This window comes from Aestuariirhabdus haliotis, from assembly GCF_023509475.1.
GTDB classification, from domain to species: Bacteria; Pseudomonadota; Gammaproteobacteria; order Pseudomonadales; family Aestuariirhabdaceae; genus Aestuariirhabdus; species Aestuariirhabdus haliotis.
Genome location: NZ_JAKSDZ010000021.1, coordinates 1 through 26,356, shown reverse-complemented (window position 1 = coordinate 26,356; position 26,356 = coordinate 1). Strand labels below are relative to the sequence as shown.

Genomic DNA, 26,356 nt, shown 5'->3' with positions numbered 1-26,356 from the left:
CTGAATTCGCCTGAAAGCCAGAGTTCATCTGAAATAATCAGAGGTGCCTTAGCGCTGACCAAACTGCAATCGTTGCTCCTCACGCTTGAGATCCGCCAATGTGCGTTCGACATAACTGAGGTGGATCTGAATCGCTTCACGGGCGCGATCGGGATCACTCGCCATCACCGCCTCAAAAATCGCATCGTGTTGTTTTTTCAGGTTATAGCGAGTTTCCCGACGTCCGTACATGCCGCCAATATTGGTAATGACGTTGTGTTTTAACAGGCCGAACAAGCCTTTAACCGTGTGAAACAGCACCATATTGTGGCTGGCTTCAGCGATGCTCAGGTGGAAACGCGCATCCGCTGCGGCTTCCCGTTCCAGCTCTTTCTCTTCATAGGAGCTCTGCAATTCAACGTAAGCCTTGCGGATGCGTGCCTTATCTTCATCGGTGGCGCGCATTGCCGCGTAGTAGGCACAATCGCCTTCGATGGTATGGCGGTATTCGAGCAGGTCAAAATGCACTTCGGGATGGGAGTCGAGCAACGCCAATAGCGGGTCGCTAAACGAGGTGCCAATATTATTCACCACATAGGTACCACCACCCTGGCGACTCCGAACCAGGCCTCTGGCTCCCAGCTTTTGAATTGCTTCCCGCAACGAGGGCCGGGAGACACCAAACTCCCGCGCCAGCTCGCGTTCGGGGGGTAAGCGCTCACCCGCCTTGATGGAGCCTTGCAGGATCAGGGTTTCCAGCTTCTCGACGATCTTGTCCGACAGCTTGGGGCGCTTGAGGGTAGATTCCATAAATTACAGCCTCGGCTTGGCTTACGCTACGAATTGGTCATACCTTAAAGCAAAGCCCAAGCCCGGATCAACATTCTCCAGCAATGACCATCCCTGATACACCAGATTCAGGCCACCCAAGGCGCATAATAATTGGTCACACCAATGCCTTGATTAGTATCGCAGAGCTTGCCAATCCAGCCTCTGGAGCAGGGCAAGGGGTCGTTTTCGGTAGACCTTCTGCTCGCTTTGCTCGATCAGGATTTATCCGACACGGAATCGATTCAACAAGCTTGTTTGGTCTTACCAAAGAACAGGGAGAGCTTCCTGACAGTGGTTAGATCCATCATGCTTCCAGCATGCGGAAACCATAGCCACCTCCAGAAAAACTCTATCTTATTGATTTAATTCAGCTATTAAATCTTTCACATCATAACTCCTGATTTAGAAGCGAAACCCGGAGGCGCCGCGACAGAGGTCTTATTGACAGTTTTTTGAGGCGGGGCGTAGAGTGAACACGAATCCAAGGTCAACTGGTAATACCATTTAATCAACGACCACCCGCACCGAACACAACAATAAACCGAGGTCGTCACTATGAGTGCCGAGAACCAGTTCCACAATGCCATGGGCGATACCCCGAGCGCTTCACCCGCCCCTGCTCCTGCAAGCTCCGAGCAGCGTCACTACCCGGCAAAACCTGACAAGGTCTATTTTTACGGCACCTGCGTAGTCGATCTGCTGGCGCCTCAAGCGGGCATCGATGCGATTGAACTCATCGAGTCCCAGGGTGTTGAGGTCATCTTCGTGCAGCAACAGAGTTGCTGCGGACAGCCTGCTTATACTTCCGGCTATACCGAACAGGCGCTGGATGTGGCCCGCAGCCAACTGAAACTGTTCGACCAGCCCTGGCCTCTAGTTGTGCTATCGGGATCCTGTGGCGGCATGATTCGTCACCATTATCCGAGCTTGTTTAAAGCTCAGCCCGAATCCCAGAAAGCTTTCCAGCTGGCGGAGCGCACCTTTGAGTTCAGCGAATTCCTGCTGCATGTGTTGAATATTCGACTGGCCGATAGCGGCGCTCCCGAGCGCGTGGTGCTGCACACCTCCTGCACCGCCCGCCGGGAGATGAACACTCACCTGAGCGGTCGAGCCTTGCTCGATCAGTTGTCTGCGGTGGAGGTCGCGCAACAGGATCACGAGGCCGAGTGCTGCGGTTTTGGTGGCGCCTTCTCGGTTCGCCACCCACAAATATCCGGTGCCATGGTGGAAGATAAAGCACGCTCACTGGAAAACACCGAGGCGGCACAACTGGTGAGCGCAGATTATGGCTGCTTGATGAATATTAACGGCGCCCTGGAGGCCAAACGCAGCCGATTACAGGGCATTCACCTGGCCAGTTATCTCAAACAACGCTGCGGGGGCCAGTTATGAGCGACCTTATCGCCACCAGCAGTTTTACCGAACGCACCACCGAGGCGGTCAACAATCCCGAACTGCGCAAAAGCTTTCGCGGCGCCATGGATTTCCTGATCGAAAAACGTCTCAGCGTGTTCGACGATGCCACCGAACTGGCTCAGTTACGCCGCCTGGGCAATCGCATTCGCAGCCGAGCACTGTCCAAGTTGCCCAGGTTGCTCGAACAGCTGGAAACCAACCTGCAAGCCAACGGTATTCAGGTGCACTGGGCAGAAACCAGTGACGAAGCCAATCGTATTATTCATCACCTGGTGTCGTCCCATAACGCCAGCAAGGTGATTAAAGGCAAGTCAATGGTCAGCGAAGAGATCGAGATGAACGATTATCTCGGGCAGCGCCAGATCGATTGCCTGGAATCAGATATGGGCGAATACATTATCCAGCTTGATAATGAAAAGCCGTCACATATCATCATGCCCGCCATCCACAAAAGCGCCAGAGATGTAGCCAAAACCTTTGCCAAAAATATTCCGGGCACCGACTATAACGAGGATGTCGACTTCCTGATCCAGACCGGTCGCAAGGTGCTTCGGGAAGCCTTTTATAACGCCGACATCGGTGTCTCCGGGGTCAACTTTGCCGTTGCCGAAACCGGAACCCTGTGTCTGGTCGAAAACGAGGGCAACGGGCGCATGAGCACCACCGTGCCCGATGTACATATTGCTATCACCGGCATCGAAAAAGTGGTCGAGCTATTGGACGATGTTCCGCCTCTGCTGAGCCTGTTAACCCGTTCGGCCACCGGCCAGGCGGTGACCACCTATTTCAATATGATCAGTTCACCGCGCAAGGAAGGCGAACAGGACGGCCCCCGGGAAGTGCATCTGGTGTTGCTCGATAACGGCCGTTCCCAGGCTTACGCCGACGAGCAATTACGAGACACCCTCAACTGCATTCGCTGCGGCGCCTGCATCAATCATTGCCCGGTCTATACCCGCGTCGGGGGGCACGCCTATGGCACGGTCTACCCGGGCCCGATTGGCAAGATCATCTCTCCGCATCTGTTGGGCCTGGAAGAAACCCGGGAACTGCCCAGCGCATCTTCCTTGTGCGGTGCCTGCGGTGAGGTCTGCCCGGTGCAGATTCCCATTCCCGAGATTCTTCTGCGACTGAGGCAGGAGTCGGTGCATCCACCGACGGCAGACCATCCGGGGCTGCGCGGACAGGGCGCAAAATACAGCCGACGGGAAAAGCTGTTATGGCGCGGCTGGGCCGCCATCTACACACAACCGGCTTTGTATCGTGCCTTTACGGCCATGGCGACCACCTTTGGTCGCTTGTTACCCAGGCGCATAACGCCCTGGGGAAAGGCACGCACATTGCCCCAACCCGCGGCAAAATCGTTGCACCAGATGATCAAACAACGCACGCAGAAGGATACCTCTTCATGAGCCATCGAGATCGAATCCTCCAGCGTCTCAACCAGGCGTTAACGAACAGCGAGACCACCGAGTTGCATCGGCAACATGAAGATCGCCGCGTGGTGACCGAGCGGTATCAATACAGTCCGCGGGAGCGGGTTGAGCGCCTGTGTGAAATGATGCGGACGGTGCATACCGAGGTGCATAGCACCAGCGAGACCGGCTGGCCCCAGCTATTACTGCAACTGATGCAACAAAAACAACTGGGCAACCTGCTCTATGGCGCAAACACCGCCCATGGCAAACAGCTTCAAACGGACTGGCAAGCGATGGATAAAACACCCGAACTCAATGACGCCGGGCGACCGGTCGAAGACTACAAGTTCGATCTGTTTCATCATACCGACGCCTCGCTGACCGGTTCGAGAGGCGGCATTGCGGCCACCGGTTCGATTATTGTCTGGCCGACTCCCGAAGAACCTCGCCTGACTTCCCTGGTGCCGCCCGTACATTTTATTCTGCTGCGCGCTTCGACCATTCATAACAGCTTCGCCGAAGTGATGGCCGAGGAGCAGTGGCACAACCAGCTGCCGACCAACGCCCTGCTGATATCCGGCCCATCAAAAACCGCCGATATACAACAAACACTCGCCTACGGTGCCCACGGGCCCAAGGAACTGGTGGTGCTTTTGATCAACGATTTGGAAACCGCCTGAACCATGCACAAATCATTACCCCTCGCCTACCAGCGGTTTTATCAACAAATCAACGCATCCATTCCCGCAGATCGATTAATTACCGATCCTCTGCGAACCCTGGCGTTTGGCACCGACGCCAGCTTCTATCGCTTGACCCCGCGTATTGTGGTGGAAGCCGCTAGCGAGGAGGAGATTCAGTCGGTACTTAACCATGCCCGCGAGCACCATTTGCCGGTTACCTTCAGGGCCGCGGGTACCAGCCTGTCGGGACAAGCCATCAGTGATTCGATTCTGGTCCGATTGGGCCAACAGTGGCAAGGACACCGCATCGAAGACGACGGCCGGCTTATCCATTTACAACCGGGCGTGATCGGCGCTCAGGCCAATGCCTGGCTAGCACCACTGGGGCGTAAAATCGGCCCCGACCCCGCTTCCATTAACAGCTGCAAGATCGGCGGCATTGCGGCCAACAATGCCAGTGGCATGTGCTGTGGTACCGCCAACAACAGTTACCATACCCTGGCCGGCATGCGAGTGATCCTCAGCGATGGCGCCTTGCTGGATTCTCGCAATGCACTCAGTCGCGATGCCTTCCGAGCGAGCCATGTGCCACTGCTTGAGGAACTTAAAAAGCTGGCCCAACAAACCGCCGATAACCGGGAGCTGTCCGAGCGCATTCGGCATAAATATCGACTGAAAAACACGACCGGCTACAGCCTTAACGCCCTGCTCGATTTCGACGATCCCATCGACATTCTGCAACACCTGATGATCGGCTCCGAAGGCACCCTGGGCTGCATGACCGAAATCAGTTACCGAACCGTCGAAGAACCCTCTTGCAAAGCCTCCTGCCTGATTCTCCTGGCGGATATTGAAACCGCATGCAAGGCCGTAACCGCGGTAAAATCCGCCCCGGTGTCTGCCGTGGAGCTGATGGATCGACGCGCCCTGGCCAGTGTCGAAGGCCAACCGGGCATGCCCGACTTTATTGCCAACCTGGGCCCCGATGCGACCGCCCTGCTGATTGAAACCGGCGCCGGGTGTTCCAAAGAACTGCAACAACAGATCACGATCATCAATGAAGTTCTAAAAGAATTTGCCCCGTTGCAATCGATCGACTTCACCGACGATCCCGAGCAGTACGGCAAACTCTGGGCGATTCGCAAGGGCCTGTTCCCGGCCGTCGGCGCGGTACGGGAAACCGGCACCACAGTGATCATCGAAGACGTGGCATTTCCGATCGAGCACCTGGCCGAAGGGGTTCGCAAGCTGGAAGCCCTGTTCGAAAAATATCATTACAGCGAGGCGATTATTTTTGGCCATGCGCTGGAAGGTAACCTGCACTTCGTCTTCACCCAGGATTTTTCTACCGATGAGGAAGTCACTCGTTACAGCGATTTTATGGACGAAGTATCGCAACTGGTCGCAGTCGAGTTTGGCGGCTCGCTAAAAGCCGAACACGGCACCGGCCGCAATATGGCACCTTACGTAGAACTCGAATGGGGCAGCGACGCCTACCAACTGATGCAACGGCTCAAGCAGCTGTTCGACCCCGAAGGCTTGCTGAATCCGGGCGTCATTATCAACGACAACCCCCAGGCCCACCTGGAGAATCTCAAGCAGCTACCGGCGGCTGACGAACTGGTGGATAAATGCATCGAGTGCGGCTTTTGCGAGTCGGTTTGCCCGGCGGCCAAACTCTCCATCACGCCGCGCCAACGCATTGTTCTGTGGCGTGAGATCCAGCATTTGCAGCGCGACAACAGCGACCCCGAGCGGCTGGCAGAACTGCTCAAGGATTATCAATACCAGGGCATCGACAGCTGCGCCGTCGACGGACTCTGTTCGCTGCGTTGCCCGGTCGGCATCAATACCGGGGACCTCACGTTAAAGCTTCGTCAACAACGTAACGAGCGTCATCAGGGCAAGGCACAATGGATGGCTGACCATTTCAGCACCCTGAGTAACACCACACGCACTACCCTGGCGATTGCCGATGGCACCCACCGGGTACTGGGCACGACTTTGATGAGCCGGGTTACCAAAGCCGCCCACAAACTCAGTGGCGGTGCCGTGCAACAATGGACCCCCTCCATGCCATCGGCCGCCCCCGCGATTCGCAAGCAACCCGCTTTTAACCTTGGGCTGGCTGACAACGCGCCCCGCGTGGTTTATCTGCCCAGCTGCGCCAGCCAGGTCATGGGCCCGGCCAGAGGCGAACAGGAACGCACACCTCTGAGTCAGAAAACCATCGAGTTGCTCAACAAGGCCGGTTTTTTTGTCATCATCCCCGAGCAACTCAGCGACCTGTGCTGCGGCCAACCCTTCGCCAGCAAAGGCATGGCACAACAGGCACAGCAGATGCTCGAACGCTGGCAAAGCGCCATGCTCGAGGCCAGCAAGCAGGGCGAATATCCGATCTATTGCGACACCAGCCCTTGCGTACTAAGAGCCAAAAACGGCCCGTTGGATTCACGACTGCAACTGTTCGAGCCGCTGCAGTTTATCCATCGTTACCTGCTCGAACGCCTGCAGATTACTCCGGTCGATGAAACCATCGCCGTGCACATTACCTGCAGCACCCAACGCCTGGGCCATGGAACTCTGCTGACCGAGTTGGTTCAACGCTGTGCCAAGCGAGCGTTCGTACCCGAAGAGATCACCTGTTGCGGTTTCGCCGGCGACAAAGGCTTTTCGCTCCCCGAACTCAACCAGGCCGCCCTTTCAACCCTTAAGGGGCAACTGCCCGCCGATTGCGTCGAGGGGGTGTCCACCAGCAGAACCTGCGAAATAGGGCTCTCCCATCATAGCGGCATTCCCTATCACTCGGTGGTTTACTTGCTTGACCGGGTCAGCAAAACGATCAATTAATCCGGGGGCGGCGATGATTCCCGAAAGCTTCTGTGCCTATAATAAGCGCAGGACGCCTTCTCGTTTGGGTATGCTTTAGTATCCAGGTTACGAGCGGGATCAGCGCTTGCATCACGGACCCGAGTTGAATTACGGACAATCATGCCCCGCCAAATATCGATCACCACCTTGCTCAGCGTTGGCTTCGGTTTTCTGATGATCGTGGCGGTTATTACCGTCTCCGTCATCGGGGTTAATACCACCCGATCGAACACCTTTAATCTCGTCAGCCAGCTCGCCAATTCGGCCCTGGGCAACTTGCAAAGTGAGATTAAAAACTACCTGCAGCCGATCAATGCCCAGCTCGACTATATCGCCCAATTGATGCAAGAGGGCCATATCTCTCCTGACGAGCCGATCAAAATGGAAGCCAGCCTTTCCGGTTCGCTGTCGGCACTGCCCCAGGTTTATGGCATGGCCTATATCAATGACCAGTACGAAATGCAGATATATGAGCGCGAAAACGCCCTGTTTTTCACCCATAACTGGCAGCAAACGACATCCCTTGAACCTTTCTTTTCAACTCCCAGCAAAATCGAGACGGTTCTTTGGGGGGATGCCGAGTTCACCTCCGATGGCATACGCATCATCCCCGTGACCCGGATGGTATATCTACCCGATGGCCGCAAGGGCATGTTATTAACCGCCATCGACGTTCAGCAACTTAATGAGCATCTATCGCAATATGCGGGTGAGCATACCGAGTATTTCATGCTGCTGGGCAAACAGAAATTACTGGCTTCCTCCTTTAGCGTCCCCCATGTGACGCCGTCAGAGAAAAACCCCTTACTGGATATTGCCAGCCTCGACGAGCATCCGATCAGCAAGATCTGGTCAAGCGAGCGTTATGCCACCGATTTGCAACTACCGGCAGGCATGAACAGCCACCTGGTCTACATCAACGATCAACCCTGGATCTATATCTACTCAGAAGTTCGCACCTATTCCGAGGTACCGATAACCCTGGGTATGATGGTCTCCAACCAGGCACTGAGCAGTGAGTTCCGGGCGCTCATCCTGCAGGTTGTTTTCAGTGCCTTGATGCTGTTGCTGTTTGTGTTTTTGTGCTGGAGCTTCAGTCGCCGCCTGGGGCAGCGCTTCACTCGTATTGCCGAGGGCTTTGAGGCGATTGAAGAATCTCAGCTTGATGATATCGAAACCATTCAGGGGAGCTCCATCAAGGAGTTTGACCAGGTCGCTACGGCTTATAACCGTATGACCGACAGCCTGCGACAAAATGAAAAAATGCGTAACCTGTTTGGCCAATATGTACCCGCCGATATTGCCCGGCGCCTGGTCAAACAGGAAGGGGAGCTGGCCCCCCAGGAGGAATTGGCCACCATTTTCTTTGTCGACCTGGAAGGTTTCACCAGTCTGTCCGAACGCCTGTCACCGGAACAACTGATCACCACACTGAATGCGTTCTTTTCCATGGTGGCTGAAGAGCTGGAAAGAGAGGGCGGCATCATCACCCAGTTCCAGGGGGATGCCGTACTGGCGATTTTTAATATCCCCAACCCTCAGCCCGACCATGCACTTCGAGCCCTCAATGCGGCCCGGCGTGTATTGATGCGCACCGAACAGGAGCGTTTCAATGAGCAAAGCCTGCATTGCCGTATCGGCATCAATAGCGGCGAGGTCATCGCCGGTAACGTGGGCGCCCCCAAACGCCAGAATTACACCGTGCACGGCGATGCAGTAAACCTCGCCTCGCGACTGGAAGCGCTGAACAAGGAGTACGGCACCCGTCTTATGTTGTCCGAATCCAGCGTGCAGCAAATCCCCGATCAACGCTTTCGCGAGCTGGGCAAAATAAGCATTCGGGGTAAAAGCCAGGCCGTTCGCGTTTACACCCTGCCCGGCGCCTGAAACGGATTAATGAGAGACCCGTTTTTGTCAGTCCGGCCCGGTCAATACCCGTACTAATGTCGGCAACCATGGCAGTACCCTCTGCCTGATAGTCATCTCTAAAACCCCCTGGATTTCACAAGGACCCCAGATGGAAGCATTGTCCCTATCCACCTTGATCGTGGCCCTGGCCGAAATTGGCGATAAAACCCAGCTACTCGCGCTGTTACTCGCGGCCCGGTTTCGCAAACCCTGGCCAATCATATTCGGTATCCTGCTGGCCACGGTTGCCAACCACGCACTGGCGGCAGCCATCGGTGCCTGGGTCAGCAGCCAGTTTTCACCCGAGGTTTTACGCTGGACACTGGGCCTGTCCTTCTTCGCCATCGCCGCCTGGACTCTGGTTCCCGACTCGATGGATGAGGAAGATGCCGGCTGGTACCGCCACGGTGCCTTCGTCGCCACCCTGGTGTTGTTTTTCCTTGCCGAGATCGGCGACAAAACCCAGGTCGCGACCGTCGCCCTGGCCGCCCAGTTCAGCGACACCCTGATGGTAATCGCCGGTACCACCCTGGGTATGCTGCTGGCCAACGTTCCCGTCGTATTACTGGGTCATTTCGCCGCCGACCGCCTGCCCCTGAATATTATCCGCGCTGTTGCTGCTTGCCTGTTTGTCGCCATGGGGCTGTATGTATTGCTCGATTAGTGGGTAACTGGCCGCTGCCAGGGAGATACTCTATGATGGATCAGCGATACGACTTGAACTTTACCGGCGTGGGAGTACAATGCGCCAAATTTTGTGCAATTATCCTTGCCAAAACGTTCAGCAAACAGGAAATCAATGACCCGACTCGACACCATATCAGGCTGCCAGCGCTGCAATCGCGCTCGCAAGGTCGTTGTTTTCCGTAGTAACCCTATTTAGCAAAGCCCCTTACCCAGGGGCTTTTTTTTGCTTTTTTGATACACCCGCGAGAGTGAGTTAACACTATGGCCAACCCCCTCTATAAAAAGCACATTATCTCCATTCCCGATCTCAGCCGGGACGAAATGGAACTGATCGTAAAAACCGCTGCCAAGCTGAAACAAGCACCCGATACCCGCTTACTCAAGAATCGAGTCATCGCCAGTTGCTTCTTCGAAGCCTCAACCCGTACCCGGCTTTCTTTCGAAACCGCTATCCAACGCCTCGGTGGCACCTTTATCGGTTTTGACAATGGGGGCAATACTTCGCTGGCCAAAAAAGGCGAAAGCCTGGCCGATTCGGTCAAGGTGATCAGCTCCTACGCGGATGCATTGGTGATGCGTCATCCTCAGGAAGGTGCCGCGCGACTAGCTTCCGAGTTTTCCTCAGTACCGGTGATCAACGGTGGTGACGGTTCCAACCAGCACCCGACCCAGACTCTGCTCGATCTGTTCAGCATCTACGAATGCCAGGGCACCCTGGACGGTTTGCACATCGCTTTTGTTGGCGATCTCAAATACGGCCGTACCGTTCACTCGCTGACCCAGGCGCTGGCCGAATTTGGTTGCCGCTTCTCGTTTATATCCCCCGAAGCTCTGGGCATGCCCGAGTACCTGACCGACGATCTGGACGAGAAAGGTATCAGCTATCAGCGCTGCGACAGTATCGAAGGCGTCGTGGATGATGCGGACATCATCTATATGACTCGAGTCCAGAAAGAGCGTTTCGATGAAACCGAATTCAAACACATGGCTGCCAAGTACATTCTCAACCTCGAAACCCTGAACGGCGCAAAAGACAACCTGAAAATTTTGCACCCCCTGCCACGGGTCGACGAGATTGCCGTCGAAGTGGATCGCACCCCCTATGCCTACTATTTCGAGCAGGCGGAAAACGGGGTCTATGCCCGCGAAGCATTGCTGGCACTGGTACTGAACGAAGATATCTAGGGGAGTCACATCATGGCGAATAAATTACAGGTAGAAGCAATTAAAACCGGGACCGTGATTGATCATATCCCGGCCGGTCAGGGCATCAAAATCCTCAAGCAGCTGCAACTGGTAGAACTCAAGGAAAAGATCACCGTGGGCTTTAACCTGCCCAGTAAAGATCTTGAGCTGAAAGACCTGATCAAGGTTGAGAATCGCCTTTTCACGGAAAGCGAAGCGAGCCAACTGTCACTGTTTGCACCCAGTGCAACCATCAACGTGATCGAAAACTACGTGGTCAAAGACAAGTTTGCCATGTCGATTCCTGATGTGGTCGAGGCCGCTTTCGATTGCCCCAACTCCAACTGCATTTCACACAGCGAGCCGGTCAACAGTCACTTTACCGTCAAGCAAAAAACCAATGATGTGCAGCTGAAGTGCAAGTACTGCGAGAAGAGTTTCAGCAAGGACATTGTCGCTGACCTGTAAGCGATCAAGCCTTTGCCCGTCGTTTCATGCTGACGGATGCCGTCCCTTAACGGCGGCATCCACCCCTCTCATAATCGACATGGTTATCAGGGTGATGGTTGCCCGGCTTGCGGCAACCAGCGGTTCACTATCGTCTGATAACGGCCATCGTTTTTTAGCACCCTCAGGCGCCGTTCAAACTCCGTCGCTATTTGTTCCAGCTGCGGGTAATTCGAGTTACGAATAAAAGGCATCGGGTAACCCTTGGAAAACAGGCTGTGCTCATAGGCAACAATGTCGTCCAGCCCCGACAGCTGACTGAGATAAAGCCCTGTTATTCGATCCTCCAACGTGAAGGTCGCTCGCCCCAGGGCCACCATCTTCAACGCCTGACCGAACTCCTTTACGGCAATCAAATTGGAGTTGTAGTTCCCTGTGACTAACGCATCCGGATCGTAGTATTCGTCACCATCGTTATTGGGAAACCAGCGCCAAAAAGCCGGATTATAAGAAGCACCTCGCTCGATCACTATTGTTTCTTTACTATTGGCAATCGCTTCAAAGGTGCCATAGGGAAAACGTTGGGCATTGCTCTTCAAGGCAAAGAAGCTGAATGAAGACACCCACATGTCGGTCTGGGGATAATACAGATAGGGCTCTCTGGGCGTTTTGCGCGACGTGCTGAAAATAGCTTCGCCATCGCCCTCTTCCGCCATTCGCCAGGCTCGCGCCCAATTGACATCGACGACTTCATACTCCAGCCCCATCTCGGCAAAAATAGCATCGACGATATCGACACAGATACCAACTACCTTTCCCGTCGCATCAACAAAATGCCAGGGCGGTCTTTCATGGGCAATAATAACCAGCGGGCGGTCCTCAGCACTGCCGTCGTTGGCGCTTTCTGGCAAAGCAATACCAGGCATAACCAGAAGGAACAATACCCAGACAAAACGAGCCCAATTCATAATAGAGAGTGGTTCTCTTACCTGTACTTACTCCTATCCAGCATAGCAGAGGCTACTACAGGCATTGACTTGGGCAAAAAAACTGTGCACTGGGTAACGTTATGCGCCATCAACGCACGAACTCATAGTCTCTTGATCCGCAACCTAAGAGCCCTCATGATGCCAACATAAACTCCACCGCCTGTTGGCAATGAATCGCCGTAGTATCGAACAGCGGCAAATCCACATCACCCGACTTAATCAATAGCCCTATTTCAGTACAGCCGAGAATAATCGCTTCCGCTCCCACCTCTTGCAGCCCCCCAATCACTTGCTGGTACTGCTGACGTGAACCGTCGTTCATTACCCCCTGACAGAGCTCGTCATAAATTACCCGATGCACCAGAGCACGATCGTTCTCCTGCGGCACCAGAACCTCCAGACCAAAACGTTGCTCCAATCGCCCTCGATAAAACTGCTGCTCCATGGTGAAGGCGGTGCCCAGTAAACCAACCCGCTGAATCCCGGCTTCTTGCAGAGCCTGGCCTGTGGCATCGGCAATGTGCAACAAAGGCACGTCCAGTACCTGCTCCACCTGATCGGCCACCCGATGCATGGTGTTGGTTGCGATCAACACGCCTGCAGCCCCAGCCGCCTGCAAAAGTGAAGCACTCTCACACAACTGCTGGCCGAGCGTTTCCCAGGCGCCCTGCGCCTGAAGTTCGGCGATCGGTGAAAAATCCACGCTGTGCAGTAGCAGGTCGGCCGAATGCAGACCGCCCAACTGTGCCTTTACCCCCTGATTCAACAAACGGTAATAGCTCTGGGTCGACTCCCAGCTCATGCCACCGATAATCCCTAGTCGCTTCACCTATTTCTCCCTGACGGGTTTAACCGCCTGCTACTCTGTCTCGATCGATAACCGATGATTAATGCAATTTCAAACGCGGTCGCAACGCACGATTAATTCGTCCCGACAAAGACAATAAGGCGGTACGAAACCAGCCGTGCAAAGCGAGCTGATGCAGGCGATATAATGACAGATACATCAAACGAGCCATACGCCCTTCGACAAACAGAGAGCCCCTGGTCAGATTGCCCATCAGGGTGCCTACCGCACTGAACCGGCTGATCGATACCAACGAGCCCCGGTCCTGATACTTGAATGCCTTGAGCGCTTTACCCTCCAGTTGCCTGAGGATATTGCCATAAACAACCGTGGCCATCTGATGCGCAGACTGGGCTCTCGGTGGCACGAAACGGCCATCGCCCAGCGCAAAGGCAGCGCAATCCCCCAGGGCATAAACAGAATCGTCCAGGGTGGTTTGCAGCGTCGCCTTCACCTTTAGCTGGTTACCACGCTCATTCTCCAAACCGTCCAACTGCGAGAGAAACTCGGGGGCTTTTACCCCCGCCGCCCAAACCATCAGATCGGCACGTACCGGTTCACCCTCTTTACGCACCAACTGATTAGCGTCGGCACGAACCACCGGGGTGTCCAGCAAAACTTCCACACCTAACTGCTCAAGCGTGGTTTTAACGGCTGAAGAGATACGCGGCGAAAGGGCAGGCAACAACCGAGGACCGGCCTCGATTAATCGAATACGCAGGTGCTCGGGTTTCAGGCAGCGATGGCCGTACACATTGAGCAACTCCAGGGCGTTGATCAGCTCTGCCGACAGCTCAACGCCCGTGGCACCGCCGCCGACAATCGCAACGTCGATTCGATCGGCGGGCGTTTCGGCGGCCCTGTCATGGGTTTGCAAACGAGAATCCAGTTGCAGCGCCTTGGCGAGAAATTGCCGGTGGAAGCCCTGGGCTTGCTGGGGGGAATCGAGAAAAACACAATGATCGGCGATACCCGGAATGCCAAAATCATTACTGACACTGCCCACCGCCATCACCAGAATATCGTATTGCACCTCTCGCGCTGGCAGAATCAGCTGCTGGCTCTGCTCATCGTACAGCGGCGACAGCTGCAATGTTTTGGTCTGACGATTCAGGTCACACACCCGGCCCAATTTAAAATCAAAACCATGTTTGTAGCCATGGGCACTGTAGCTGACTTCATCGATACCCGAGTCCAGGGTTCCCGCCGCCACTTCGTGCAACAGGGGTTTCCACAGATGGGTATGGTGGCGATCGATCAGGGTTACCCGTGCCCGGGCCTGCTTGCCTTTTCGATGACCTAGCGCTCTTCCCAATCGGGTAACCAGCTCAAGTCCCCCGGCACCTCCACCGACTACGACGATATGTTGCATAAGAATAGGATCCTAAAGTTTTTTTAAACAGGTTTCGTCCATCAGATCTGAGCTGCACCACAGCTTCAGCACCACAATCAACGAAATAGAAAAGGGGACGATCGCTCTGCAATGAATACCGTCGTATCAAGGGAAGAGTCCAAAACTCAATAACAGCCCGGCAGGAAAAAGCACAGAACATAAAAAATAACAAACAATCGCTTTTCGTCAGAAACCGGCGGCTATAGCCACTGCTTGTAAGGCCAAACAAAAGGTACCAACTCCATGGCCGGTCGAGTCCTGTGAGCAGATGTAAAAATCGCATGGGGCTATCTTACGAAGCTGGGATAAATATGTCATTAGTCTTCTTGCTTCCTGATCGGTGGCGACATACCGTGGCTTTTGCTTCTTTATTGCGACAGCGATGATCCATCGCTTCTGTTAGCCCCCGACCAACCCGGAGACCCAGTGATGAGCGCTTATCTGATTGTGGATACCAAAATCAATAACCCCACGGCTTATGAGGAATATAAGTTACGAGCCAAGCCCATTGTGGAAAAATTTGGCGGTATCTATCGCGCCCGGGGTGGCGCCATGGACGTGCAAGAGAACAAGCTATGGGATCCAACCCGCATCGTGATTATCGAGTTTCCCGATGTCCAAAGCGCACAGGCTTTACTGGACTCGGAGGAGTACGCCCCGGCCAAGCTGATGCGCCAGGCCAATGCCGAGTGCACATTGTTTATTCTGGAAGGGGTGTAAGCTCCCAGTTGCGCCCGATTGCCCCCCTCAGAGGCAACCAAATAGCTCGACCAGGTTTCATCGCATTGACATGGTCGACTCCGTTTAATTAACACCAACGACAAGAATGACCTGAAGGACAAGATCAACCGGAAGAGTGACGACAACCATAGTTAGAGCCTTTACTCTAACTATGGTTTGTATCGGTGAGTCAATATCGATGCAGCATGACACTCGGTGGGCTATAAAAATAAGACGCCTGCCTGAGGATTCAGCAAAAGGACGACTCTATGTTACCCATCAAATACACCCTGGCAGCACTCAGTCTGGCGTTAGCCAGCACTCAGGTAACCGCCGACGAACAGCCCAATGTATTGGTCATCTGGGGCGATGACATTGGCATCACCAATATCAGCGCCTACAGCGACGGTATCATGGGTTACCACACCCCCAATATCGATCGCATCGCCAACGAGGGTGTTCGCTTCACCGACTATTATGGCGACCAGAGCTGCACCGCGGGCCGATCTTCCTTTATCACCGGACAATCCGGTTTACGTACCGGACTGACCAAGGTTGGCCTGCCCGGGGCCAAAGAGGGTATTCAGGACCGCGACATCACCATCGCCGAGTTCCTTAAAACCAAGGGCTATGCCACAGGCCAGTTTGGCAAGAACCATTTGGGGGATCGGGATGAACACCTGCCCACCAACCATGGTTTCGACGAGTTTTTCGGCAACCTTTACCACCTTAACGCCGAAGAGGAACCGGAAGACCCGGATTACCCTCAGGATCCTGCCTTTAAAAAGCGCTTCGGCCCCCGTGGCGTGTTGCACTCTTTTGCCGATGGCAAAATCGAAGATACCGGCCCTCTGACCCGTAAGCGCATGGAAACCAGCGATGAAGAGTTTGTCGCGGCGGCGAAAAGATTTATCGACAAGTCGGTCAAAAGCGACACCCCTTTCTTTGTCTGGCTCAACACCACCGGCATGCATTTTCGCACTCACCCGGCGGCCAAACACCTCGGCAAGTCTGGTCAGGGTTTCTACAACGATGTCATGGTTGCCCATGATGAGCTGGTAGGTGAAATGCTGACCCAACTCGACGAGCTGAAGATCGCCGACAATACTCTGGTGTTCTACTCCACCGACAACGGCGTGCACTTCAATACCTGGCCAGACGCCGGCATCACCCCCTTCCGCGGTGAGAAAAACAGCAACTGGGAAGGCGCCTATCGAGTACCGGCCATGGTACGCTGGCCCGGCAAAATTCCCGCCGGCACTATCTCCAACGAGATCATATCGCACCTTGACTGGATGCCAACCATCGCCGCCGCGGTGGGCGAGCCTAACCTGAAACAGGAACTGCTCAAGGGTAAACGCGTCGGCAACAAGACCGCCAAACTGCACCTCGATGGCTACAACCTGCTGCCTCATCTAACCGGTGAGGAGAAGCAATCCCCCCGCCAGGTATTTCACTATCTCAATGATGAGGGCTTCCCGGTTGGCGTGCGCATCGGCGACTGGAAGCTGATTTACGCCGAAAACCGCGGCAAGACCCTTGCGCTCTGGGCCGAACCCTTCACCGTGCTACGATTGCCCAAGATAGCTCATCTTCGTCGTGACCCCTGGGGGCGGGCCGAGTATAACTCCAACTCTTATTACGACTGGATGATCGATAAGGCACCGCAGATCTATCGCGGGCTGGCAACTACGGCACAGTTCCTCGCTACCTTCAAACAGTACCCCCCGAGCCAGCCCACAGGTTCCTGGTCGATAGAAGCGGTGTACAAGCATTTCCTGAACAAGTCAGACGGCAAGTAAAACCCAAGGCTCGCAGGTCAACCCTGCGGGCCCTTTGATTTTCTCCAACCGTCTGTACCCGGCCTGTGCAGCCACTCGACCCGCGTCACTGATTTGTGCGTCGATCGTGGCTTGAATATCGACAAGGATCGATGGAATGGAACTGCATGCTCAACTGAAACAGATTCAACAACAAATGAACGCCGCCCTGATTGGTCAGTCCGACCTGGTGGACAAACTCCTGCTGGCCCTGCTCTGCAACGGCAATCTGCTGCTGGAAGGCTTGCCCGGTACGGCCAAGACCCGGGCCATCAAAACCCTGGCCACAGCTCTCAATGTCGAACTCGGTCGTATCCAGTTTACCCCCGACCTGCTGCCCTCGGATGTGACCGGTACCGAGATCTACCACCAGGATGGCGAACACCAGACCCTCACCTTTGCCCCAGGCCCCATCTTCGCCAGTCTGGTACTGGCCGATGAGATCAACCGGGCACCGGCCAAGGTGCAGTCGGCACTACTCGAGGCTATGGAAGAGCGTCAGGTTACGGTGGCAGGCACCAGTTACCCGCTGCCCGAGCTCTTTATGGTGCTCGCGACCCAGAACCCCATAGAGCAGGAGGGCACCTACCCTTTGCCCGAAGCCCAGATGGATCGATTCCTGATGAAGGTGGCCATCGACTACCCCGACGATGATGCCGAGCGCACCATCATGCGCCTGGTGCGCGCCGAAGAGCAACCAACGAGCGACCAGACTCGGCCTGAGATCGAACCGCAAACCATTCTCGCGGCTCGCGAGGCCATTCGCCAACTGCATGTGGCCGAGAGCGTCGAGGATTATATGGTGGCGCTGGTGATGGCCACTCGACACCCCCAGCGCTATACCGATTCCCCCATGGCCAGCTGGATAGATACCGGCGCCAGCCCACGGGCAACCATCGCGCTCGACCGCACCGCCCGCGCCCAGGCCTGGTTGCAGGGCCGGGAGTTTGTCGACCCCGACGATGTGCGCGCCGTGGTGGCACCGGTGCTGCGCCACCGCATCCGGCTCAGTTACGAGGCCCTGGCCGAAGGCATCGACAGCGACCGGGTCATTGCCGAACTGGTGCGCCAGGTTGCCGTGGCCTAGGCGAGTTCCAACCATGGCGAACCCTGCGCACGCTGACCACCGAATTTACGCCAACCTGAAACAGCTGGTCGCACTGCAACACCAGGCCCATGGTTTCAGCCTGCTTCCCACCCAGCCCCTCTCCAGCGTGCTCGCCGGGCGACACAGTTCGCGCCTGCGGGGCCGGGGGCTGAATTTTGAAGAGCTGCGCCAGTATCGTCCGGGTGACGACATCCGCAACCTCGACTGGAAGGTGACCAACCGCACCCAAACCCCTCATGTGCGAACCTATACCGAGGAACGCGAGCGCAATATCTTGTTACTGATCGACCAGCGGCGCTCGATGTTTTTCGGCTCTCGCGAGCGCATGAAATCGGTAACAGCGCTGGAGGTCGCCGCCCTCGCCGCCTGGCGCACCCTGGCCAGTGGCGACCGGGTCGGCGCGCTGCTGTTTAACGACCATGAAATTCGCGAGGTGCGCCCCCAGCGTAGCCAGCGGGCGGTGATGCAACTGCTGCATCAGGGGTTGCGGATGAATCACGCCCTCAGCGCCGTCCGCCCTAACCGCGCCCAGCCCCAATCCGGTATCAACACCAGCCAGCTGGATACCGTACTGCTCACCGCCGCACGGCGTTGCGGCCACGACTATCTGGTGGTGATCATCAGCGATATGTGCGGCTGGAGCCCCACCAGCGTCAAACACATCAAAGGCCTGACCCGCCACAACGACCTGATCGTTCCGCTGATTTTCGACCCCCTTGAGCAGCAGCTGCCCGCACAACGTCTGGTGGTTGGCGATGGTCGTTGGCAACTGGAGGTCGACGCGGCCCAGCGCCAACTACAGCAACGCTATAGTGATGATTTTGCCGGTCATCTGGACCGGTTGCGCGCCGAACTCGAACACTACGCCGTACCGGTGATTGCCGTCGATACCCTGGCTCCAGTCCAGCAGCAACTGCGCCAGGCATTGGGAGGCCGTTGACCATGGAGACCGGCGATGGATAACCAAGCGCCCGTAGACCCGGCCACCTTCGGCAACTATCTGCTGCACGGCATCGAGGAGGTTCAGCTACCGCCACCGGTTTCCTGGGCCCCTCAGACCGGTGGCTGGGCCCTGCTCGCCGGCCTGTTAGTGCTGTTGCTCGGTTATCTGGCCTATAAAGGGCTTCGACACTGGTGGTGCAATCGTTATCGCCGACAGGCGCTGCACCAGCTTAAACAGTGTCGCCGGCACACCGAGTCCCCCCGAGCATTGGCCAGACAGATTCCGTTGCTATTGAAAGCCACGGCCCTGCAGGCCTTTCCCAGGGCACAGGTGGCTTCTCTGAGCGGAGAACGCTGGCTTGAGTTTCTCGACGCCCAGTACCCGGGCCCGCCCTTTTGCGGTGACCTGGGCCGGCTTATGCTCACCCTCGACTACGCCCCGCCCAGCCACCAGACCATCGACGCCCAACAGGCCCGGCAACTGAGCGAGATGGCCCGACACTGGATTCGTACCCACCAGCGTCCACCCGGCGGACCCCATCATCATGATTGAATTTGCGGCCCCCTGGATGTTTCTTGCCCTGCTGTTGCCACCGCTGGTCAACCGCCTGTTTCGCCCGCACAAAGAACGTCAGAGTTCGCTGCAGGTGCCTTTCTTCCAGCGCCTGGTCGAGCTCACCCGCCAGCAACCCAGCCAGGGCGCGGTGGTACTGCAGCGACGGCGTATCCAGCGACTGATGTTGATCGTCGCCTGGTCGCTGCTGGTGATCGCCCTGGCCAAACCCGAATACGTGGGCGAGCCGGTGGTCCAGCACAAAGCGGGGCGCGACCTGATGGTGGCGGTGGATCTGTCGGGCTCGATGCAGGCCGACGACTTTACCGACGCCCAGGGCAAGCGCATCGACCGCCTCAGCGCGGTCAAGTCAGTGCTGCGAGATTTCGTCCGCCAGCGCAGCGGCGATCGCCTGGGGCTGATCGTGTTCGGCGACCGCCCTTTCCTGCAGACCCCCTTTACCGAGGATTTGACCACCTGGCTGCAACTGCTGGAGGAGACCGATATCGGCATGGCCGGATTGAGTACCGGGCTCGGCGATGCCATCGGCCTGGCGTTAAAGCGCTTCGCCAATAGCGATAGCCCGGACCGGGTGTTGATTCTGCTCACCGATGGCAACGACACTGGCAGCAAGGTACCACCGATCGACGCAGCCAAAGTGGCCGCTGCTTACGAGATCACCCTCTACACCATCGCCATCGGCGATCCCGCCACAGTGGGCGAAAAAGCGCTGGATATCGAGACTCTGGAGCGCATGTCAGCGCTCACCGGCGGCGAGTATTTTCAGGCCCTGGACCGCCACCAGCTGGCGCGGGTTTACCAGCGCATCAATCAGCTCGAGCCCCAGCGTTTCGAATCACTGAGTTACCGGCCACGTCAGGCTTTGCACCAGTACCCGATGGGCGCCGTACTGGTGCTCTATCTGGTGTTTTTTAGCAGCCAGCGCTGGCGTCTGTGGCGCCAGCAACGAGCCCAATCCCATGCTTGATCTGGCCGCCCTGAGCGACTTTCACCTGCTACGCCCCTGGTGGCTGCTGGCCCTGCCGCCTCTCTTTTGGCTGCTCTTGTTTCTGCGCCAGCATCGGGATAACGGTGCCCAATGGCGCACCATTATCGCCCCGCACCTGCTGCAAGCACTGGTGCAGGGGGATGACCAGCAGCGCCGATTCAATCCGCTCAATCTGGCCATACTCACCAGCCTGATCGGCGTACTGGCAATGGCCGGCCCCAGCTGGCAGCGTCAGACGAGCCCCCTGGTGCAGGATGAAAGCGCGCTGGTGATCGTCCTGGATCTGTCGCAGACCATGAACCAGACCGACATCCAGCCCAGCCGCCTGAGTCGCGCCAAGCAGAAGATCGGCGACCTGTTACAACAGCGTCAGGGCGCCCGCACCGGATTGATTGTCTACGCCGGCAGTGCCCACAGCGTGATCCCCCTGACCAACGACGCCGAGATTATCCGCAACTTCCTCGATGCCCTGGTCAGCGATATGATGCCCCGCCCGGGCAAACTGCCCGAAGCCAGCATTCCGGTGATTGCTCGAATGCTCCACGATGCCAGAGTCCCGGGCACCCTGCTGCTGATGGGCGATGGTGCCAGCCCCCAAACCGCCACCCGCTTTGCCCGCTTTACTCAGGACAGCGGTCATCAATTACTGGTCTGGGGAATGGGCAAGGAGGCCGACCAACTGCCCAGCGACAGCCCGGTGCAAGCCCTGCAACGCGACCAGTTGCAGGCACTGGCGGATGCCGCCGGTGGCCACTACCAGACCCTGACCCTGGACGATCGGGATGTGGGCCACATAGCGCGCCTGATCGACCGCCACCTGCGTTCGGTGCAGGACAGGACCCATCCCTGGGTAGATGCCGGTTACTACCTGCTGTTTCCCTTCGCCGCCCTGTTTCTGTTCTGGTTTCGTAAGGGCTGGACCTTGCAATGGTCCCTGCTGTTACTGGTGCTGCCCCTGCTGTCGGCCCCGCCTTCGGCTCTGGCCGACGGCACCTCTGACGCTCACCCGCCCGAGTCCAGCCATGCCACCCAAACCTTCACCCACTGGTGGCTCGAGCTGTGGCTTACCCCGGACCAACAGGGCCGCTACTACTTCGAGCAGGGCGATTTCCAGACCGCAGCGCAACGCTTTAATGACCCACAATGGCAAGCCATGGCCCATTACTACAACGAATCCTTCGACAAGGCCATTGCGCTGCTTGGCCAGACAGACAGCGATCGGGGGCTGTTTAATCTCGCCACGGCCCAGGCTCAGGCCCAGCATTACCTGCTCGCCGTCGCCACTTATGACCGCTTGCTGGCTCGCGACCCGAACCACGCTGCCGCCCGTCACAATCGGGCCCGGGTGCAGGAGATCATCGACGACATCAATCGCATGAGCGAAAGCCAGCAACCGGAAACCGGCAAGGCGATCAGAGAGCTGGGGGACCAGCCCCAGCGCGCCGACGGCGCAGAGAAACAGGAATACGGTACCTCAGACACCGCCCAGCTCAGCGCCGAGCAGATCCTCAGCGACCAGCGAATTCAAGAGCAATGGATGCGCCAGGTACAGACCGACCCTTCGCGCTTTCTGCATCTGAAATTCCAGATGCAGCTGGAGCGGGCTCTGCAGCAAGAGGGAACCGAATGAATAACCTCGCACCCACTGGCCGCCTCCCGATCACTCAACCACCGCGCATCGCCACAGGTGCCTCCGGGTTGATTGCTATGATGCTGACGGCACTGCTGCTGAGCACGACCGCACGAGCCAGCGACGATGAGGCGACTCATGCAAGCGCCCCGGATTTTGCACAGCTCTACCAACAGGGCCACGTGCAGCTGCGCCGCTGGATCGATCCGGCCGACCGCATCGCCGTTTCCCAACAGCTGACCCTGACCATCGAGATCAGCACCAATCGCTGGTTCGCCGGCGGTACCCGTATCGGCACGATCGAGGTCGATGGTGCGGTGGTCTTGCAACGGGAAAAATTCGCGGTCAATTCCAGCCGCCAGGTCGATGGCGCAAGCTGGGCCGTGCAGCAGTGGGCCATCACTCTGTATCCCCAGCGCGAAGGCCGTTTTCAGGTTCCAGCCATCGCCGTGAATATCAGTATCGCAGGGGAAAACCAGCAGCGCATCGAGGGAGTAATACAGACCCAACCGCTGAATTTTCTGGCGGTCACCCCGGATGCCATGGCTGATCGTGCCGCCTGGATTGCGGTACCGAGCCTGAGCATCGATGACCGTTTTGACCGCGAGCTGAGCGATCTGCAACCGGGCGATGCCGTGCGCCGCACCCTGCGCATTCGCGCCGAGGACACCGCCGCCATGATGCTCCTGCCGGCATCCACCCTGCGGGTCGAAGGGGTCGCCAACTATCCCCGGGCACCACGCCTTACTGACCGGGTTAACCGGGGCGAATATCTGGCCGAACGGGTAGAAACCATCGATTACCTGATCGAGCGTGACGGCCGCTTCGAGGTTCCCGCGCTCAGTTTTTATTGGTGGAATACTCAACGCGGGCAAGCCGAACGGATTGAACTACCGGCCCAGCACCTGCAAACCGGCACCGCAGCCTCACCAGACACATCACCACCCGATGCCTTATTCAGGGGTTATGCATTGCCAGCCGCGACTTTGGCGATCCTGGCCCTGATCACATCCATCGTCATAATCCTTTACCGACGATACCGCCGCGCAGCTCGCCGGCCATCGCGCGCTAGGCTGTTGCGGCAATGTGTCAACGCCTGCCGGGCCGAAGACTACCGGCTGGCCACCCGTCTGCTCTACCACTGGCTCGATCATGCCGATCAGGGCCCATACGAGGTGCCCCGGACCCTGCGCAGTCAGCTGCAGCAATGCTCCTCACGCGAGCTGCAAGCGCTGTTCGAGCAACTGATGACACGCACCTTTGCCGACCAGAACAACACAGAATTTGATGCCCCCTCATTTATTCACCTGTTGTCGAAGCATGTTGCCAAGGATTCTCATCGGCCCTGGCAACCCAGCCGCTCCCCTCTTACACTGAACCCCCGTTAGGATGCCGGCTACCGCCTTCGCACTCGTTATTCGCCCACAAGGATTGCCATGCCCCTGCTTTATCGATTGATCCGCCCGCTACTTGCGCGCGCTTACTCGCTGGCGATGGTGCTCTGCGCCTTCTTTTCGGTCAGCGTGACTGTGGTCCATGCCAGCGCAGGTGTCCGCTCCTCTGTCGGCGACGAGGCAAGCTACGTAGGCGCTGCCTCGTGCCAACAATGTCATCAGTCGCAGTACGCCGACTGGCAAAATTCCCATCACTTTCGTTCCATGTTGCCGGCCAACGAGGCATCGGTGCTGGGGGATTTTTCCGGTCAGGTGCTGGAATTTCATGGGCTCGAAACCCGTTACTTCAAGCGGGACCAGCGCTACTGGGTGAGCACCCGCAACCGTCACGGCAAGATAAAAACCTATCCGGTGTTATTTACCTTTGGCTTCAGTCCCTTGCAGCAATATCTGGTGGAGACCGACAACGGGCACCTGCAGGCCCTCAATGTCGCCTGGGACAGTCGCCCGAAAGTCGACGGCGGACAACGCTGGTTTCATCTGCAAGCGGATACCGCCATCGATGCCGAACACCCTTTTTTCTGGGACCGCTATTTTCAAAACTGGAACGCCCGCTGCGCCGATTGTCACTCCACCGGGCTGCAAAAAAAATACAACCCGGCCGACCACAGTTACGATACCCAATGGGCCGAGGTCAATGTCGCTTGCGAGGCCTGTCACGGACCCGCCTCGCAACATGTCGAGCAGATGCAGCAAAACCCTGCAGCGACGGTTTCAGGGTTTGCTCAATCCGGCTCGCCGGCGTTGCCGTGGCAGTTCAAGCCCAACAACCCGATCGCCCAACCGGTTAACCGCCATGACCGCTTGAAAAACATCAATCAACAGATCGATCAATGCGGGGGCTGCCATTCGAGACGAAGCCAGCTGTCCCCAATGCAGGGGAATAACTACCACGATAATTATTCCATCGCCCTGCTGCGTGATGGTCTCTATTATCCCGATGGTCAGATTGAGGATGAAGTCTTCGTGCTGGGCTCTTTCCTGCAATCGAAAATGTATCGCGCCGGCGTTACCTGCAACAATTGTCATGATCCCCATTCGACTCGGCTCAAGCTGGCTGGCAACGCGCTTTGTAGCCAGTGCCACCTGCCAACACAATATGACAACTCATCACATCACCAGCACAAAGCTGACTCCACAGGCAGCCAGTGCGTCAACTGCCATATGCCCGAGCGCACCTATATGCAGGTCGATCGGCGACGGGACCATGGCTTCCACATTCCCAACCCGGTCACCGCGCAAAGCACCTCCAGCCCCGATACCTGCCTGAGCTGCCATCAGGAGAAAGACGCGCAATGGTCGCGAAACGCTTACCAACGACGGTTTGGTGATCCGACAGCCGATGCTGCGGCCCTGGCCATCGCTGGCTTGAGAAACCGGGACCCCTTGTCGGTACGAGCCGCCGAGCAAGCCCTGACCGATCCAAAGGCCTCCGCCATTGGTAGGGGCTCATTGGTCGTGGCCATGTCCACGGTGCCATCGCGGGTTTCCCTGCAAGCGGCGCTCAGCCAGCTTGACGATGCTGACCCCATAGTGCGCCGCGCCGCGCTGGAAAGCCTGGCGGGGCTGAACCCCGATCAGCGCTGGCGTATCGCCGCCCCTTTACTGGAAGACCCGGTACGCAGCGTTCGTTTTGCAGCGGCGGTCTTGCTAGCTTCCCAGCTATCGCAGCTACCCGAGGCTCAATCGACATCGCTACAGCGCGAACTGGATGCCTATCAAACCTCGTTGCGCGCGACCATGGACCACCCGTCTTCCTTGTTGCAACTGAGCAATCTGGCGCTGGACCTGGGTAACGCCAGCATCGCCAGACAACACCTGCAACAAGCGCTGAAGATTCAGCCCGGTTATACCGCCGCCAGCCTGAACCTGGCTTATCTTTATCAAACCTCGCAGCAACCGGAAAAAGAGCAGACCGTGCTGCAAAAGGCCCTTGTACAAGCCCCCGATGACGCCAATGTCCTGCATGCCTATGGCCTGTATCTGGTGCGGAGCAAACAGTACGATCAGGCCTCAAGTTATCTGGCCAAAGCGGTCAACGCCGATAACGCACAGCCTCGCCATGCGTATCTGCATGCCGTCGCTGTCGAAAACAGCGGCCAGCGCCAGCAAGCGATTAGCTTACTGAAACATGCCAACCAACGCTGGCCAAACCAGTACGATATTCTGATGACCCTGGTTCTGTACCTGGATCAGGAACAGGGACTGACCGAAGCCGCCCCCTACCTTAGTCAGTTGAGCGCGATTGCCCCCAACTCGCCGCAGGTCAAAGCCTATCTGAAACGGTTGCAGAACCAACTCTGAAACGCTTGCGACCCTGCCGATTGATTCATCCAGGACAGGTCCCGGGCATCTGCGATTAATTCGGAGTTGCCTTAAGGCACCTCTGATTAATTCAGATGAACTCTGGCTTTCAGGCGAATCCAGAATCGCGGCACGTCTTTGCAGTAAGGTCCAGACCTTTCA

General features: G+C 56.9%; 21 protein-coding genes. 17 read left to right on the top strand and 4 right to left on the bottom strand.

Annotation, left to right across the window (positions count from 1 at the left end; genetic code table 11):
- Positions 1–48 precede the first annotated feature (48 nt).
- Complete coding sequence (locus tag MIB40_RS12490) at positions 49–789, bottom strand: FCD domain-containing protein (RefSeq protein ID WP_249694706.1); 741 nt, start codon at positions 787–789, stop codon at positions 49–51.
- 576 nt (positions 790–1,365) lie between these two features.
- Between MIB40_RS12490 and MIB40_RS12485 the strand changes: the two genes are divergently transcribed.
- The 8 genes from MIB40_RS12485 (at position 1,366) to pyrI (ending at position 11,446) form a co-directional block, all read left to right on the top strand.
- Positions 1,366–2,202, top strand: coding sequence for a (Fe-S)-binding protein (locus tag MIB40_RS12485; protein WP_249694704.1), 837 nt, complete (start codon positions 1,366–1,368; stop codon positions 2,200–2,202).
- Positions 2,199–3,638, top strand: coding sequence for a LutB/LldF family L-lactate oxidation iron-sulfur protein (locus MIB40_RS12480; protein ID WP_249694695.1), 1,440 nt, complete (start codon positions 2,199–2,201; stop codon positions 3,636–3,638). Before MIB40_RS12485 ends, MIB40_RS12480 begins: the two co-directional genes overlap by 4 nt.
- The gene (locus MIB40_RS12475; RefSeq protein ID WP_249694693.1) at positions 3,635–4,324 is read left to right on the top strand and encodes a LutC/YkgG family protein; all 690 of its coding nucleotides are present in this window, start codon (positions 3,635–3,637) and stop codon (positions 4,322–4,324) included. Before MIB40_RS12480 ends, MIB40_RS12475 begins: the two co-directional genes overlap by 4 nt.
- A gap of 3 nt (positions 4,325–4,327) precedes the next feature.
- Positions 4,328–7,177, top strand: a complete 2,850-nt coding sequence (locus tag MIB40_RS12470; RefSeq protein ID WP_249694691.1) for an FAD-binding and (Fe-S)-binding domain-containing protein — start codon at positions 4,328–4,330, stop codon at positions 7,175–7,177.
- 141 nt (positions 7,178–7,318) lie between these two features.
- Complete coding sequence (locus tag MIB40_RS12465; protein ID WP_249694689.1) at positions 7,319–9,085, top strand: adenylate/guanylate cyclase domain-containing protein; 1,767 nt, start codon at positions 7,319–7,321, stop codon at positions 9,083–9,085.
- A gap of 130 nt (positions 9,086–9,215) precedes the next feature.
- A complete protein-coding gene (locus tag MIB40_RS12460; protein WP_249694686.1) occupies positions 9,216–9,770 on the top strand; it encodes a TMEM165/GDT1 family protein in 555 nt (184 codons plus the stop codon).
- A 284-nt stretch (positions 9,771–10,054) separates the two neighbouring features.
- Positions 10,055–10,978, top strand: a complete 924-nt coding sequence (gene pyrB / locus MIB40_RS12455) for an aspartate carbamoyltransferase (protein ID WP_249694684.1) — start codon at positions 10,055–10,057, stop codon at positions 10,976–10,978.
- Positions 10,979–10,990: 12 nt separating this feature from the next.
- A complete protein-coding gene (gene pyrI / locus MIB40_RS12450; protein WP_249694682.1) occupies positions 10,991–11,446 on the top strand; it encodes an aspartate carbamoyltransferase regulatory subunit in 456 nt (151 codons plus the stop codon).
- 86 nt (positions 11,447–11,532) lie between these two features.
- On the opposite strand, the gene MIB40_RS12445 is transcribed toward pyrI, so the two are convergent.
- From MIB40_RS12445 to MIB40_RS12435, 3 genes are all read right to left on the bottom strand, one after another.
- Positions 11,533–12,393: a substrate-binding periplasmic protein gene (locus tag MIB40_RS12445; protein WP_249694680.1), complete on the bottom strand. Its 861-nt coding sequence runs from the start codon at positions 12,391–12,393 to the stop codon at positions 11,533–11,535.
- Positions 12,394–12,547: 154 nt separating this feature from the next.
- A complete protein-coding gene (locus tag MIB40_RS12440; protein WP_249694678.1) occupies positions 12,548–13,243 on the bottom strand; it encodes an aspartate/glutamate racemase family protein in 696 nt (231 codons plus the stop codon).
- 58 nt (positions 13,244–13,301) lie between these two features.
- Entirely contained in the window at positions 13,302–14,633 is a 1,332-nt protein-coding gene (locus MIB40_RS12435) for an NAD(P)/FAD-dependent oxidoreductase (RefSeq protein ID WP_249694676.1), read from the bottom strand.
- A gap of 450 nt (positions 14,634–15,083) precedes the next feature.
- Here MIB40_RS12435 and MIB40_RS12430 point away from each other — a divergent pair, with 450 nt between their 5' ends.
- From MIB40_RS12430 to MIB40_RS12390, 9 genes are all read left to right on the top strand, one after another.
- Positions 15,084–15,374, top strand: coding sequence for a DUF1330 domain-containing protein (locus MIB40_RS12430; protein ID WP_249694674.1), 291 nt, complete (start codon positions 15,084–15,086; stop codon positions 15,372–15,374).
- Positions 15,375–15,643: 269 nt separating this feature from the next.
- Positions 15,644–17,176 carry an arylsulfatase gene (locus tag MIB40_RS12425; RefSeq protein ID WP_249694672.1) on the top strand — a complete coding sequence of 511 codons (1,533 nt, stop codon included), beginning with the start codon at positions 15,644–15,646 and terminating at the stop codon, positions 17,174–17,176.
- 136 nt (positions 17,177–17,312) lie between these two features.
- The gene (locus tag MIB40_RS12420; protein WP_249694670.1) at positions 17,313–18,281 is read left to right on the top strand and encodes an AAA family ATPase; all 969 of its coding nucleotides are present in this window, start codon (positions 17,313–17,315) and stop codon (positions 18,279–18,281) included.
- A 13-nt stretch (positions 18,282–18,294) separates the two neighbouring features.
- Positions 18,295–19,242 carry a DUF58 domain-containing protein gene (locus MIB40_RS12415; RefSeq protein WP_249694668.1) on the top strand — a complete coding sequence of 316 codons (948 nt, stop codon included), beginning with the start codon at positions 18,295–18,297 and terminating at the stop codon, positions 19,240–19,242.
- A 15-nt stretch (positions 19,243–19,257) separates the two neighbouring features.
- Positions 19,258–19,797, top strand: coding sequence for a DUF4381 domain-containing protein (locus tag MIB40_RS12410; RefSeq protein ID WP_249694666.1), 540 nt, complete (start codon positions 19,258–19,260; stop codon positions 19,795–19,797).
- The gene (locus MIB40_RS12405; protein ID WP_249694664.1) at positions 19,790–20,785 is read left to right on the top strand and encodes a vWA domain-containing protein; all 996 of its coding nucleotides are present in this window, start codon (positions 19,790–19,792) and stop codon (positions 20,783–20,785) included. The genes MIB40_RS12410 and MIB40_RS12405 overlap by 8 nt, the downstream gene beginning before the upstream one ends.
- Entirely contained in the window at positions 20,778–22,436 is a 1,659-nt protein-coding gene (locus MIB40_RS12400) for a VWA domain-containing protein (protein ID WP_249694662.1), read from the top strand. Before MIB40_RS12405 ends, MIB40_RS12400 begins: the two co-directional genes overlap by 8 nt.
- Positions 22,433–23,824: a BatD family protein gene (locus MIB40_RS12395; RefSeq protein ID WP_249694660.1), complete on the top strand. Its 1,392-nt coding sequence runs from the start codon at positions 22,433–22,435 to the stop codon at positions 23,822–23,824. Before MIB40_RS12400 ends, MIB40_RS12395 begins: the two co-directional genes overlap by 4 nt.
- A 48-nt stretch (positions 23,825–23,872) precedes the next feature.
- Positions 23,873–26,194, top strand: coding sequence for a tetratricopeptide repeat protein (locus tag MIB40_RS12390; RefSeq protein WP_249694658.1), 2,322 nt, complete (start codon positions 23,873–23,875; stop codon positions 26,192–26,194).
- The last annotated feature ends 162 nt before the right edge of the window (positions 26,195–26,356 follow it).

Coding starts and splice junctions, on each gene's coding strand:
- MIB40_RS12465 (WP_249694689.1), top strand. CDS start 7,319: ATGCCCCGCCAAATATCGATCACCACCTTGCTCAGCGTTGGCTTCGGT.
- pyrB (WP_249694684.1), top strand. CDS start 10,055: ATGGCCAACCCCCTCTATAAAAAGCACATTATCTCCATTCCCGATCTC.
- MIB40_RS12445 (WP_249694680.1), bottom strand. CDS start 12,393: ATGAATTGGGCTCGTTTTGTCTGGGTATTGTTCCTTCTGGTTATGCCT.
- MIB40_RS12475 (WP_249694693.1), top strand. CDS start 3,635: ATGAGCCATCGAGATCGAATCCTCCAGCGTCTCAACCAGGCGTTAACG.
- MIB40_RS12435 (WP_249694676.1), bottom strand. CDS start 14,633: ATGCAACATATCGTCGTAGTCGGTGGAGGTGCCGGGGGACTTGAGCTG.
- MIB40_RS12415 (WP_249694668.1), top strand. CDS start 18,295: ATGGCGAACCCTGCGCACGCTGACCACCGAATTTACGCCAACCTGAAA.
- MIB40_RS12430 (WP_249694674.1), top strand. CDS start 15,084: ATGAGCGCTTATCTGATTGTGGATACCAAAATCAATAACCCCACGGCT.
- MIB40_RS12460 (WP_249694686.1), top strand. CDS start 9,216: ATGGAAGCATTGTCCCTATCCACCTTGATCGTGGCCCTGGCCGAAATT.
- MIB40_RS12485 (WP_249694704.1), top strand. CDS start 1,366: ATGAGTGCCGAGAACCAGTTCCACAATGCCATGGGCGATACCCCGAGC.
- MIB40_RS12420 (WP_249694670.1), top strand. CDS start 17,313: ATGGAACTGCATGCTCAACTGAAACAGATTCAACAACAAATGAACGCC.
- pyrI (WP_249694682.1), top strand. CDS start 10,991: ATGGCGAATAAATTACAGGTAGAAGCAATTAAAACCGGGACCGTGATT.
- MIB40_RS12425 (WP_249694672.1), top strand. CDS start 15,644: ATGTTACCCATCAAATACACCCTGGCAGCACTCAGTCTGGCGTTAGCC.
- MIB40_RS12470 (WP_249694691.1), top strand. CDS start 4,328: ATGCACAAATCATTACCCCTCGCCTACCAGCGGTTTTATCAACAAATC.
- MIB40_RS12395 (WP_249694660.1), top strand. CDS start 22,433: ATGAATAACCTCGCACCCACTGGCCGCCTCCCGATCACTCAACCACCG.
- MIB40_RS12390 (WP_249694658.1), top strand. CDS start 23,873: ATGCCCCTGCTTTATCGATTGATCCGCCCGCTACTTGCGCGCGCTTAC.
- MIB40_RS12480 (WP_249694695.1), top strand. CDS start 2,199: ATGAGCGACCTTATCGCCACCAGCAGTTTTACCGAACGCACCACCGAG.
- MIB40_RS12410 (WP_249694666.1), top strand. CDS start 19,258: ATGGATAACCAAGCGCCCGTAGACCCGGCCACCTTCGGCAACTATCTG.
- MIB40_RS12400 (WP_249694662.1), top strand. CDS start 20,778: ATGCTTGATCTGGCCGCCCTGAGCGACTTTCACCTGCTACGCCCCTGG.
- MIB40_RS12490 (WP_249694706.1), bottom strand. CDS start 789: ATGGAATCTACCCTCAAGCGCCCCAAGCTGTCGGACAAGATCGTCGAG.
- MIB40_RS12405 (WP_249694664.1), top strand. CDS start 19,790: ATGATTGAATTTGCGGCCCCCTGGATGTTTCTTGCCCTGCTGTTGCCA.